The 12843-nt window shown below is 54.0% G+C and carries 11 protein-coding genes; 8 read left to right on the forward strand and 3 right to left on the reverse strand.

Annotation, left to right across the window (positions count from 1 at the left end; genetic code table 11):
• Positions 1-45: 45 nt before the first annotated feature.
• Together Mag101_RS04785 and Mag101_RS04790 are read left to right on the forward strand one after the other, a co-directional pair.
• Positions 46-1098 carry an Ldh family oxidoreductase gene (locus Mag101_RS04785; protein WP_077401549.1) on the forward strand — a complete coding sequence of 351 codons (1053 nt, stop codon included), beginning with the start codon at positions 46-48 and terminating at the stop codon, positions 1096-1098.
• A gap of 112 nt (positions 1099-1210) precedes the next feature.
• Positions 1211-2485 (forward strand): purple acid phosphatase family protein, encoded by a 1275-nt coding sequence (locus Mag101_RS04790; protein WP_077401552.1) that lies wholly within the window; start codon positions 1211-1213, stop codon positions 2483-2485.
• A gap of 43 nt (positions 2486-2528) precedes the next feature.
• On the opposite strand, the gene Mag101_RS04795 is transcribed toward Mag101_RS04790, so the two are convergent.
• Genes Mag101_RS04795 through imuA form a run of 3 tightly spaced genes read right to left on the reverse strand, consistent with a single transcriptional unit; the run spans position 2529 to position 7938 of the window.
• The gene (locus Mag101_RS04795; RefSeq protein ID WP_077401555.1) at positions 2529-5627 is read right to left on the reverse strand and encodes an error-prone DNA polymerase; all 3099 of its coding nucleotides are present in this window, start codon (positions 5625-5627) and stop codon (positions 2529-2531) included.
• Positions 5628-5662: 35 nt separating this feature from the next.
• Positions 5663-7168, reverse strand: a complete 1506-nt coding sequence (locus Mag101_RS04800) for a Y-family DNA polymerase (RefSeq protein ID WP_077401558.1) — start codon at positions 7166-7168, stop codon at positions 5663-5665.
• 32 nt (positions 7169-7200) lie between these two features.
• Entirely contained in the window at positions 7201-7938 is a 738-nt protein-coding gene (imuA, locus tag Mag101_RS04805) for a translesion DNA synthesis-associated protein ImuA (RefSeq protein ID WP_077401561.1), read from the reverse strand.
• Between the two features lie 195 nt (positions 7939-8133).
• Between imuA and dcd the strand changes: the two genes are divergently transcribed.
• The 6 genes from dcd (at position 8134) to Mag101_RS18285 (ending at position 12832) form a co-directional block, all read left to right on the forward strand.
• The gene (dcd, locus tag Mag101_RS04810) at positions 8134-8703 is read left to right on the forward strand and encodes a dCTP deaminase (RefSeq protein ID WP_077401564.1); all 570 of its coding nucleotides are present in this window, start codon (positions 8134-8136) and stop codon (positions 8701-8703) included.
• 12 nt (positions 8704-8715) lie between these two features.
• On the forward strand, positions 8716-9912 hold the full coding sequence (locus Mag101_RS04815) for an NAD(P)/FAD-dependent oxidoreductase (RefSeq protein WP_077401567.1): 1197 nt from the start codon (positions 8716-8718) through the stop codon (positions 9910-9912).
• A 717-nt stretch (positions 9913-10629) separates the two neighbouring features.
• Positions 10630-10848: an Imm27 family immunity protein gene (locus tag Mag101_RS18280; RefSeq protein ID WP_077401571.1), complete on the forward strand. Its 219-nt coding sequence runs from the start codon at positions 10630-10632 to the stop codon at positions 10846-10848.
• A 520-nt stretch (positions 10849-11368) separates the two neighbouring features.
• On the forward strand, positions 11369-11743 hold the full coding sequence (locus Mag101_RS17765; protein ID WP_157520169.1) for a hypothetical protein: 375 nt from the start codon (positions 11369-11371) through the stop codon (positions 11741-11743).
• Between the two features lie 445 nt (positions 11744-12188).
• The gene (locus Mag101_RS04825; protein WP_077401574.1) at positions 12189-12518 is read left to right on the forward strand and encodes a transposase; all 330 of its coding nucleotides are present in this window, start codon (positions 12189-12191) and stop codon (positions 12516-12518) included.
• Between the two features lie 32 nt (positions 12519-12550).
• Positions 12551-12832 carry an IS3 family transposase gene (locus Mag101_RS18285; protein ID WP_418287762.1) on the forward strand — a complete coding sequence of 94 codons (282 nt, stop codon included), beginning with the start codon at positions 12551-12553 and terminating at the stop codon, positions 12830-12832.
• The last annotated feature ends 11 nt before the right edge of the window (positions 12833-12843 follow it).

Consider the following 12843-nt stretch of genomic DNA (forward strand, 5'->3'; position numbering starts at 1 on the left):
ACATTTACTCGAAAGCTTCATTCGCACGCACTTCAAGAAAAAACCATGAGCACACGCTACAACGCGCAAGCGCTAAAAGAATTTGCCAGTACCTTATTTGCCTCAACCGGGATCGCATCCGACCGGGCCGATACCATGGCGGAAGTGTTTCTGGAAGCCGACCTGATGGGCTTCACGACCCATGGTCTAAATCGAGTAGCATCCAACCTACAATGGCTGCAAAGTGGTGTGTCTCGGCTTGCGGGTGAGCCGCATGTCTTGTTAGACCGGGGTAATATTCTGAATTGGGATGCCGAGTTCCTCCCCGGGCCCTGGGTCGTTTCGCAAGCGATTGATGAAGCGCTCGCGCGGGTAGAGCAGTTTGGTGTGGTCAGTATTACGATTCGCCGCAGCCAGCATATTGCCTGCCTGGCCGCGTATCTTCCTAAAATCCTTGAACGTAATTGTGTCGGGATTCTCACCTGTTCCACGCCCGCTGAGCGTACCGTTGCCCCTCAAGGCAGTAAAACACCGCTGTTTTCTGCCAATCCAATTGCCTTTGGCGCGCCCGCTGGCGACTACCCGCTGCTGTTTGATATCAGTATGTCGGCTACCGCCGGGGGCTATGTCGCGCGTGCTGAACGGGAAGGAAAAAAATTGCCACACCTATACCTGAAAGATTCCGAGGGTAACCCCAGTGACGACCCGGCAGCGTTTGCCAATGGCGGCAGTATTTTGCCGGTGGGTGGCATGGATCACGGTTACAAGGGCGCGGCGCTGTCGGCGATGCTGGAAGTACTTAGTATGGGGCTTGGTGGCTACGGGCGCGCGGATGACGTCGCACAAGACGATGAAGCGAACTCTGTTTTTTTACAGGTAATTGATCCGCAAGCATTTGGCGATGCACAACACTTTTTGCGGCAGACTGAGGCGCTTACTGCACTGTGGTCGTCCTGTGAGTCGGACGGCGACGGCGAGGTACGTGTACCCGGTAAGCGAGCCTGGGGATTGCGTCGTCAGCAATTACAGCAGGGAGTTTCTCTGTATCCATTGATTGAGGGAGATTTGAAAGCATTGGCCCGGACCTATGGGGTGCCTTTCCCGCAGCCCATTGGTTGATTGGGCTGCCAAGAGGAATCAATGTAATGCCCTTTTCATCTTCACGTTTTAGGTTCTGGTTTTAGGTTCTGGTGAGCTTTGCGCTTTAGCGGAAATCCGCCTTGGGGGATATATGCGCGTTTATTCACTTTTCTTTGCGGCTTTACTGGGCAGCTTTGGTGTGCCAAGCGTGGCCCATTTTGATGCCAGAGCACTGCAGAAAATCGAGGTTGATGCCTACCGGCCGAGCCCAGTGCCCGACCGTATCCTCATGAGCTTGTCAGGAGACCCAGCTACTGAGCGCGCGGTGAACTGGCGCACGGACAATAATGCGCAGCAGGCGCGCGCACAATATACCCTAGCCGATGGTGGTCCTGATCAGGAAGCGCGTGCAGCTACCGTCGATGCCGCAACCGAGATACTGGAAACTGGAGAGTACCGCTCCTTCCACCACAGTGTTCGGTTCAAGAGCTTGCGCCCAAGTACCCAGTACATTTATCGCGTTGGTGACGGGCAGGTGTGGTCTGAATGGATGCAATTTCGCACCGCCAGTACCGAGGCCGAGCCCTTTGGTTTTATCTATTTTGGTGATGCTCAGAACGATCTGAAATCACGCTGGTCGCGTGTCGCGCGCCAGGCGTACACCGGTATGCCAAAGGCAGATTTTATTTTGCACGCCGGTGATCTGGTGAACAAACCGGAGAATGATCAGGAATGGGGACAGTGGTTTTACGCAGCCGGTTGGATTAATGGTTCCACCCCCTCCATAGCGACGCCGGGCAACCACGAATATAAGGATGACAAACTCGCCAAGCAGTGGCGACCGCACTTCACCTTGCCAGAAAACGGCCCCGATAATGCGCTCCTAGCGGAGTCGGTGTATTTTCTCGACTACCAAGGTACCCGGTTTATATCCCTCAATAGCCAGTCCCTGAGTGTTGATTCCGAGGAAACCGCGTTGCAACAGCGGGACTGGCTCGAACGGGTGTTGAGTGACAACCCCAATCACTGGACGGTGATTTTCCATCATCACCCGATGATGCCGGCAACCAAACGGCGCACACCCCATGAGGGGTTAAACGAATACTTCAAACCATTGTACGAAAAGTTCAATGTGGATCTGGTTCTTCAAGGGCATGACCACAGCTATGCCCGTGGCGAAAACCTGTCCTCAGGCGGCACATGGCTGGGGCAGCAGAGCCCGGTGTATGTGGTGTCGGTAAGCGGGCCAAAAATGTACGACGGTGGCGCTTCCTGGCCGAAGGTGGCGGGGAGGGACCTGCAACTCTATCAATTGATCGAAGTAGACCAGAACCGTATTCGCTATCGTTCTTACCGCGCGGATGGAGTGCTGTTCGATCAGTTTGTACTTGAAAAAGATGACAAGGGGCGTAGGCGGGTAGAGTAATAGGTGATTCTCGAGAGGTCCCTTTATTTTTATCGATGTTTTATTAGTGAAAACTCCGCACGTGCTGTATTTCTTTCCAGGCCAGACAGTCGAGCCTTTTTCCAATCAGATGGATGACCGAGAGTTGTTGGGTCTCGGCGTCCCGGCTGATCTGTAGATTGCCTTCAATCAATAGCATCTTGCCGCGCAGGATCTCCTTGCGATAACGCTCCTGTACCTGCTTCCATAGCACCACATTGATTACCCCGGTCTCGTCCTCCAGTGTGAGGAACAGTACCCCTGCGGCGCTACCCGGGCGCTGGCGGCAGGTGACCAGGCCGAGCACCTTGATTCTTTCACCATCTCTGAGCGCATCCAGATCGCAGGCGCGGGCCAGGTTGTCAAAGCGGCGTTGCTTGCGCAATAAGGAAATCGGATGCTCGCGCAGAGTCAGGCCGGTGGTTTGATAATCGCTGTAGATATTGTCCGATTGGCTGGTTTCCGGCTGGTGTTGTGGCGGTGCGGTATGCTCCAACTGACTGTTTAATGCCTGCCAGGTACTGTGGAAACGGTTTTCCGAAATACTGTAGAAGCAGTTGGCGTGCGCCAAAACGGCGCTCTGCGCGCGAGGGATATCCACCCGCTGGGCAAAGTCCTGCTGTGATTGAAAGTCGCCTTCCAGCCTTTCGGTCTCAATGGCTTCGGCGGTTTCCTCGGCCAGTCCTTTTACCAACCGTAGGCCAAGGCGAATGGCTGGTAAAGAATGTTTTTCCAACGACAGGCTGTGATGCCATCCACTGTGGTTCACATCCAGTGGCAGTATTTTTACATTGTGACGTTGAGCGTCGTACACCAGCTGGGCGGGGGCATAAAAGCCCATCGGCTGGCTGTTCAGCAGGCTACTGTAAAAGGCCGCGGGGTGGTGGCATTTAATCCACGCGGAGAAATAGGCGAGCAGGGCAAAGCTGGCGGAGTGGGATTCCGGAAACCCGTAGGAGCCAAACCCCTTCATTTGCTCAAATAATTGCTCTGCCAGACTATGCTGGTAACCATTGGCGAGCATGCCGTCGATCAGCTTTTCGCGGAACTGCATCAGGTTGCCGTTTTTTCCCCAGCTGGCCATGGCCCGGCGCAGAGCATCTGCCTGGCCGCCGCTGAAACCTGCGGCAACCATGGACAGTTTGATGACCTGTTCCTGAAAAATGGGTACTCCCAGGGTGCGCTCCAGCACCGGGCGCAAGTTCTCATGTGGATAAGTGATGGGTTCCAGCTTCTGTTTGCGGCGCAAATACGGGTGCACCATGCCGCCCTGGATCGGTCCCGGGCGCACGATGGCGATCTCGATAACCAGTTCGTAAAAACGGCGCGGTTGCAGGCGCGGTAACATACTCATCTGCGCGCGGGACTCAATCTGAAAAACACCCACCGTGTCTGCCCGGCACATCATGTCGTACACCGCCGGATCGTCCGCGGGAATATCCTGCAGCCGCATCCGGCGTCCATACAGCGCCATATAGTTGAGTGCCTTGCGCAGGGCGGTGAGCATACCGAGGGCGAGGATATCGACTTTCATCAGCTTCAGGTCTTCAATGTCCTCCTTGTCCCACTGCACGATGGTGCGGTCTTCCATGGCCGCGTTTTCAATAGGCACCAGCTGGCTGAGCGGTAGCTCGGTAATCACAAACCCACCTACGTGTTGTGACAGGTGACGCGGGAAGCCATAAATCTGTTCCAGCAGCTTGGGCAGCATGCGCCCGGCGACGCTGTTGGGTGCAATGCCTACTTTTTTTAACTGATCGGGGAAGTCCTCCAGCTTGTCCCACCAGCTGCGTTCGGCCTGTAGTTGTTCAATGATTGCGGCGCCGAGTCCCAGCGCCTTGCCGAGGTCACGCAGGGCGCTTTTGAAGCGGTAAGTAATTTTGGTGGCTGCCAGCCCGGCGCGCTCACGACCGTATTTCTGGTAGATGTACTGGATAATCTCCTCGCGCCGTTCATGCTCGAAATCCACATCGATATCCGGTGGTTCGTTACGCTCACGGGAAATGAATCTCTCGAACAGCAAGCCGATTTTGTGTGGGTCAATTTCCGTAATAAACAGGCAGTAGCACACCACCGAGTTGGCCGCAGAGCCACGCCCTTGATAGAGAATATGCTGCTTGCGCGCATACTGGACGATGTCGTAAATAGTGAGGAAGTAGTGCTCGTATTTCAGCTCCGCAATCAGTGCGAGCTCGATTTCAATTTGCTGGCGTATATGCGCTGCAGGCCCTTGAGGCCAGCGGATCGGAATACCGGTTTCCACCAATTCCCGCAAGTATTCACCGGCAGTTTTATTCTTCGCGATCACCTCCGCGGGATACTGGTATTGCAGTTCACTCAGGCTAAAGGTGCACTGCTCAGCAATGCGCAGGGTATTGTCAATCGCACTCTGTGGATAAAGTGCCGCGATTTCTGGCAGGCTGCGCAGGTAGCGTTCGGCATTCTGTTGCAGGCGATAGCCCAACTGATCCAGAGTGCAGTTATGATAATTTGCGTTCAGTACATCCTGCAGGGGTTTGCGGCTGCGGTTGTGCATCAGGACCGCATTAGTGGCCACCAGCGGGAGCTGTTCGGATTTGGCAAAGGCAATCAGCGCCTGCAAACGCTGGTTTTCGCCGGGCAGTAAATGGTGATGCAGTGCAATATATAGGCGTTCGCCAAAATGCTGTTTCAGTTCCCCGGGAATATTGAGTGGTACTTTTTCTTGTGTACGTTGTTGCGTAGCTTGTGGCGGAAGCCACAGGCACAGGGCGTGTTGGCATTGTTGGATGATGTCCGCGAGGAAAGTCTGGTACTGGCCTTTCTCCGCACGTAGGCGCGAGCTGGAAATCAACTGGCAAATTTCACTATAGGCCAACCTGTTCGGGGCCAGTAACACCAGTTGCTGGTGCTCTTCCTGCAGGCGAAACAGGCTGCCGCAAATTAACTGGAACGGACGCTCGTGCTGTTCAGCAAGATTTTTCAGTTCAGAGTAGGCGCGTACCACGCCCGCCATGGAGCACTCGTCGGTAATCGCCAGCGCACGATAGCCGAGCTTGTACGCGGTCGCCACCAGCTCCTGTGGATGAGAGGCGCCCTGTAGAAAGGAGAAATTACTCTGACAGAAAAGTTCGGCGTACTGCATACCGATACGTGTCCGCTATGGTCTTACCGGCTTGCTCAGGAATAAACCCCGTGCAGAAACCAGCTTTCTGAGGTCAGGTCCTGGAAGACCCAGTAGAGGCTGCCGTGGCTGCCACGGGCGATGTAATAGTCGCGAGCGTGGCGGCGCTGTTGCCACCAGTAGCCATCGATACGTTCCGGGCCCTGTAGTAAATGCAGCTCGCCATCGTAAAACAGTTTGTGATCGCGCTGCTGGATACGGTCCGGCCTTGGCAGCAACCAGTTGGGGCGGGGCGCCCGGACCGGGGTGAGGTGATGACCCTTGGCCTTGCTCTGCAAGGTGAGGCTGTCGGCATTTTGCCAGGCCTGCTCCGGCAGATAGCTCTCTTTGAGGGTGACACCGGAGAGTGCCTGATGCCCAAGGCGCGCCTTGAGCTTATCGATGAGCTGGTAACTTTCGTTGAGCTTGCTGCCTTCGTCGAAGAAGTCTTCGCGCAGGTTCTGGTTTTCAATAGGTTGCAGCTGCTGGCATTTGAGCGTCAATGCCTGCACCGGTTCTTTCAATTCCACCCGTTCAAACTGCAGCTTGGTCAGTGCGATCAGGCGTTGTGGGTCGAGCAGTGGGCGGGATACCTCCACATTGACCTGCTGCTGGCCGCGGCTGCCGTAATCCAGCACCCAGCAAAGTTGCTGGCTGTATAGTTGGCGGCGCTGCAGTTGCCGGCAGAGCTCACGTATCAGGCGGCCGGCGGGGAAGAGCAGTTGCTCGCTGTTATCCAGTGGGCTGGGGAAAAACAGCTCGTTGTGAAACTCCGCCGGCGGTTCAAAACTGGGCACCGGGTCTGGGCGGGTGCCGTTCAGTTGCGCCAGGTAGCTGATGAAGTTGCGCCCGAAGCGGCTGCCCACTTCCGACAGCGGAATGGCCAGCAACTGGCTGACCCGCTTGATACCCGAGGCATACAATTTGGCTATGGCCTTGTGGTTGCAGTCGAGCAATTTACTGGGTGCGAAACTGATCCACTGGCGCCACTGCTGTGGGGTCGGGGCGTGTTTGGTTTCCACCAACCACTGGCGGTGTTCGGGCAGCTGACTCAACAAGTGCGCCGCACTGGGACTGTGCCCCAGGCCCATAAAGTGGCTTATGCGCATTTTGCGCAGCTCTTTGCCTAACTGTTGCAGCAGTGGACGCAGGCCCTGATGTGCCTTGAGGCAGCCACTGATTTCCAGGTACAGGCAGGCAAAATGGTTATCCGGCTGGTTGTGTTCCCGCTCGGCGCTGCGCGGGGAGACCACCGGGGTAAAACTGTAGGCCCATTGCGCCAATTGCTGTAGTAGTTGTTCTTCCCGCTCCGCATCCCGCTCCAGTAGTTGCAAGTCTGCACAGTAAGCACAGGCGGTAGCAATGCTGAGCCCGGGTTCCACATTCTGTTTATTGGCAGCCTGGTTGGCCTCAATAATCAAACTGCTCTGAGCCACTGCCAGGGGTGTGCTGTCCCCGGCACGGTGTGCACGAGTCAGTGCTTCAAGGGGAAGCTTGGGGAGCTGGATACAAAGCCAGAGCATGAGTGGTTCCTCTTTGTCCTCAGGTGGGGCGATCAGTGCAGTGGCTGATCGTGGCGCACCAGATCCGGGTTGCGCGCCAGATGCACACGCTGGCCGGACTTGCCGCTTAGCTGTTTGAACAGGTGCAGCGCCAGTTGCTCGCCATCGCTCTTCAGTTGCAGGCGCAGGGCCGCCGGCGACGGTGTTTTTACACAGGAGCCGGGGCGGAAGTGGAAATGCAGGCAATCGCCATCGCGGGCGGCGACTTGCAGGCGACGCAGGTCTTTATCTGCCGGGGTTTCCTTGCCTTGCCACTGGATCAGCGCACCGCAGGCACCGGATTGCAGGGACTGTTCTGCTGCCCACAGCTGGTCCCGCTGGCCCCGGGGGTGCAGAACCAACAGCTTCTCCAGCTGTACTCCCGCCTGCACCAGCGCCGGAGCGTAGGGAATCAGCGGTGGGTTCACCAGGATCACCATCTGCCCCTGGCGGGTGAGCTCGGCCAAAGTTGGTAGGATCAGCGACATCTCACCGATACCCGCCTTGTCGATCAGTAGTTCGGTGGAGGCGGCGCGCGGCCAGCCGTGCCCAGTGAGCAGCGCATCCAGCCCGCGGTAGCCGGTACTGATACCGGTGCGGCTGCGGCCCTGGCCACTGGCCAGTTGCCAGATGTCCGGGCGCGTCAGCAACTGCTGCAATGGCTGGGCCTGCTCTTGCCCTGGGGGTAGAGGCTCGTTGTTGGCCTGTTCAGCTAACTGCTTGTTTTGCAAAAAGTTTTCGGCGCTGTTCACGATTGGCTCGCTCCACACGGGTGGTCTGTCAGTGTTTAACTGTATGTGTATACAGTTGTTACTGGCAATTTATACAGTACTCATCCAGTATCGGCAAGAGCGTACCGAATTCACTGGCACTTTTTTGAACAGGGTAAAACCGCTATGATTCGGCCTCTTTAATGACCGCCAGATATGAACAAGTGAGGGGACAGGGTGAGTATCAAATCCGATAAGTGGATTCGTCGTATGGCTGAAAATGAGGGCATGATCGAGCCCTTCGAGCCGGGCCAGGTGCGCCACGGGGCCTCCGGCGACCGCCTGATCTCTTACGGCACCTCGAGCTACGGCTACGATGTACGCTGTGCCAGTGAGTTCAAGATCTTCACCAACGTGCACTCCGCCACCGTGGACCCCAAGGCCTTTGATGAAGACAGCTTCGTCGACGTCGAGGGTGAATACTGTGTGATCCCGCCCAATTCCTTCGCGCTGGCGCGTACCGTAGAGTACTTCCGCATCCCACGCTCGGTATTGACCGTGTGCCTGGGCAAGTCCACCTATGCGCGCTGCGGCATTATTGTGAACGTGACCCCGCTGGAACCCGAGTGGGAAGGGCACGTAACTCTGGAATTCTCCAACACCACCAACCTGCCGGCGAAGATCTACGCTAATGAAGGCGTGGCGCAGATGCTGTTCTTCGAGTCTGATGAAATCTGCGATGTTTCCTACAAGGATCGCGGTGGTAAATACCAGGGCCAGCGCGGCGTAACCCTGCCGAAGACCTGATTCGACTGAAGAATGACAGACCTCCCCACCCAGGCCGATGTACTGATCATCGGCGCCGGCGCCGCCGGCCTGATGTGTGCCTCGGTGGCGGGCAAGCGTGGCCGCAGCGTATTGGTGCTGGACCACGCCAATAAAGTCGGCAAGAAAATCCTGATGTCCGGCGGCGGCCGCTGCAACTTCACCAACCTGTACACGGCGCCAGACAACTTCTACAGCGAAAACCCGCACTTCTGTAAATCCGCACTGGCCCGCTATACCCAGTGGGACTTCATCGCGCTGGTGGAAAAGCACGGTATTCCCTACCACGAGAAAACCCTCGGCCAGCTGTTCTGCGATAACAAGTCCCGGGATATTGTCGACCTGCTGTTGGCAGAGTGCCGCGAAGCCAAAGCGCAGATCCGTACCCGCTGCGATATCCAGCGAATCGAACCCCTCGAGCCACAGGGCTTTGCCGTGCACACCTCCTTGGGCAAGGTGCTTTGTACCTCGCTCGTGATTGCCACCGGTGGCCTGTCTATTCCCACCATGGGTGCTACTGGCTATGGCTACGAGGTGGCACGCCAGTTTGGCCACAATATTATTCCTACCCGTGCCGCACTAGTGCCCTTTACCCTGAATCAGCGCGCGTTAAACCGGCAACAGGAGTTACCGGGTACATCACTCGCAGTAACCGCCAGTTGTGCACAGGGTGCCTTTCAGGAACAGATGTTGTTTACCCACAAGGGGTTGAGTGGCCCAGCCGTACTCCAGGTTTCCAGCCACTGGAAAGAGGGTATGCCGGTAACCTTTGATTTGGCTCCGGGACTGGATTTGTCAGATTGGCTGGCTGAGCAACGCAGCAACAAGCCGGAGACCTCCCTGCATACAGCACTGGCGGAACTGTGGAGTAAAAAACTAGTGCAGTTTTTCCTGCACAGAAACGGCCTGCAAACGAAGCCACTCAAGCAATACACCGATAGCGAACTGCGCACGGTGGCAGAAAAGCTGCAAATTTGGACGCTAACACCAGAAGGTACAGAAGGGTACCGTACTGCAGAAGTCACCCTCGGTGGTGTAGATACCAATGAAGTGTCATCCCGCAGTATGGAAAGCATGAAGCAGCCGGGGTTGTATTTTATTGGGGAAGTGCTGGATGTAACTGGCTGGCTCGGTGGGTTTAACTTCCAATGGGCCTGGGCTTCCGCACACGCCGCAGGTGGTTTGGTTTAACCGCCTGTTTTCGCAAAATAATAAGGCCTGAAATTGCGCCCGAATAGCCCGAAATAATAAGCCGTGGCTTACATCCAAAGAAAAACTTCTCTAAGTTATTGATTTTCTTAGGCGAATAATGTGTTCAAGAGCCCTCTGTAGGAAAAGGCGACTGAAGCCAATGGCTCGCTATTTCCGCTTATGATTTAATCAGTGCTCTATAAGTTGTTGTAAATGGTGGTATTTTCTTTGACGCCAGTATGGCTGGCTCCAGAAATAGTAGCCAAAAATATATAAAGCCTTAGGCTTATGAATAAACTGTTAGATTTGGTCGGGGGCGGAGTACTTGGCCTTTTAATGATAAAGTATTTTTCGAGCTGTATGTAAATACAGTATGGAAATAATAACTAAACATATACAGTGGTATTTATTCTAAAAGGAAGATGACGATCAAAAATTTTTCGTGTTACCGTGAAGCGCTGCTTCCGCACGCAAGCACGAGTGGTTGCGGACGTAAGCCTCTCTTCACGGCAAGGAATTTTGTCGCATCTACTATCCCTTTCAGTAGAAACTCCACTTTCATACCGTTCGTTAAGTTCTGCTTAAGCAGAGGCAAGTAGGGCCGGAGATGACGATAAACGAATACAGTTCGCTCCGGCTAAAATCTAACAAGTCGCCGAACGATACCCTGCGAAAAGCGCAGGGATCGTTGGCTGATCTTTAAATGTCAGATCAAGAATGAAGCAAATTAAAGGAAATCGAGTAAAGGAGTATTTGGAGGCTAACTGTGTTGAGCTTGCTACGGATGAATCTGGGTGGGAGTCACTCTACCAAGATAAATCAACCAAGGAGCTATGGATTCGCACATTTCCCGATTCACACCTTCATGGCGGTGGCCTACCTTTACTCACACTGCTCTCTGAGTCAGAGGCTAAAGCAAAGTTTAAGACACTATGAGAGCTAAACATTTAACAAGCAAAGGCACCACCGCCCTTCGGGCTGGACGCGCTAACGCGCGCCGCTGCTTTGGGCGTTATAGGTGCCGATCAGTATTTTTTAGTTTTTCGAAGTTGTTCAAAATCCAGTGCTCAAAATGGCATCCAATATTGAGCTGTTTAGGCTGGTTGCTATTCATTCAAGTTCGTTCCTAGAGTGTTCGTTCGAGATCAGTAGAAGTTGGCAGTCCGGGTAATCTTTTGGAGTGCCTATAAGATAAAAAATGGTTGGGGAAAGTGCGATATTCTTTCCCCATAAATTTCGGGCAGTGGCCAGCCAAGTAGTGGCTGGCAAAGTGCTAGTAGCTGTTTCAGAGTGCGGCCGCAATAACGAGGCCAGGCAGTAAAGCTCCGGGCCTGCGGCCCTCCGCGGGACAGCTTACCTTGTGCACCTTTTGCGCAGGTCGCTACGCTCCCATTTTTGCGCAAAACGCGCACAAGGTAAGCTGCCCCTGCTGGCGGCGTTATGGAAGATACCAATAATGAAGATACTGATAATTATTTTTTCGACGCTCGCAGCTGCATGTAGTGGTATAACATTCAGTACAAATTTAGGCCCGTATGCTGAAAATAGGGTGAAAGGTACTGTTGTAAAAGAGTACTCGCCCACTCAAATTGCTAAGTATGATGCCGTGATGCTGGGCTTTGTCGAAGCTTCATATTGTCAAGAGCGTATAGATCAACCAAAACCGAACAAGCGTGGATTGGTAAAAGATCTAAAAGTAAGGACACACAGTTTGGGCGGTAATGGTGTCGTTGTAGAGGCTTGCAGTAAAGTAGCAAGCGGAATGTGCAATCAGTACATGGAGTGCCGTGGTGTTGCTTACTCCGTTCCTCAGCGACAGAGTAAGCCATAACAAAGCGCTGCAGGTGACGGCTTACTTTCTACACTTTATTGTGCTGTCGCTTCGCTCCCATTCTCGTCCAAAAAAGTGCACAAAGTAAGCCGCCCCAGAGCGCGGCGTTATATGGCTAACCTAATTTCGTAATTTTTAGAACCATTTGAATAACGATGAATATGAATTTGGCATTCTTTCCATACTGGTTTCTCTTTGCATCAGTGCTTCCCGCGGTGCTTGCATTTTGGGTGGCGCGTAAGCAAGGTCGTTCTTCAGTAGCGTGCGCATTGGTGGCGCTTGTACTCGGCCTAAGTTGGGCTGGCGGCTGGCTGTACCTGGCTGTTCTCACCCTTTTGTCACCGAAGTCGGCTGAGACCTAGGGCATATAACAAACACGGGCAGTAAAGCTGGAACCTAACCCGCTTTTGCACACACCTCCACCTAACTGGTATGGAGGTGTCTTATGGCACGAAGAAAGCACTACAATCGTTACGACGACGATTTTAAAGCAACAGCGGTTTCGCTAACCGATATCCCTGGTGTGCTAGCCAAACATGTGGCTGAAGCTCTCGATATCCATGAAGTGATGCTTTATCGTTGGCGCATGGAGATACGACGGGGGCAGATCATGGCTAAGAAGAAAAACATACACATAGATCCAGAGATAAAGTCGGAGCTGAAACGTCTCAGGAAGTTGGAGCGGGAGCATAACCTGCTTCAGGAAGAGCATTCCCTTTTAAAAAAAGCCATCCAATTCTCTTTGCAACAAAAAGGGAAATCTTCGAGTTCATAGATCAAAATCGAGAGACACATAGTATCGCCATGATGTGTCGTATCTATGGCGTCACCCGAGAAGGTTACAACTCCTGGCGTCGACGTGGTGTATGTCAACGTCGTCAAGAAGATAGTGAGTTGTTTGTACATATAAGATCGATTTTTAACCGGCATGATGGCTGCTACGGCAGTCCCAAGATCACCCAAGAGCTTAAAAAGAAGGGTATTAACGTTGGTCAAAAGCGGGTGGCTAGGATAATGCGAAATCATGGTCTCAGGGCCGTAAAATCGAGGATCTACACAGCTAGGCCAGGCACCTACAGGCATGTTTAAGGAATCACGTG

This window comes from Microbulbifer agarilyticus (genome assembly GCF_001999945.1).
Taxonomy (GTDB): domain Bacteria; phylum Pseudomonadota; class Gammaproteobacteria; order Pseudomonadales; family Cellvibrionaceae; genus Microbulbifer; species Microbulbifer agarilyticus_A.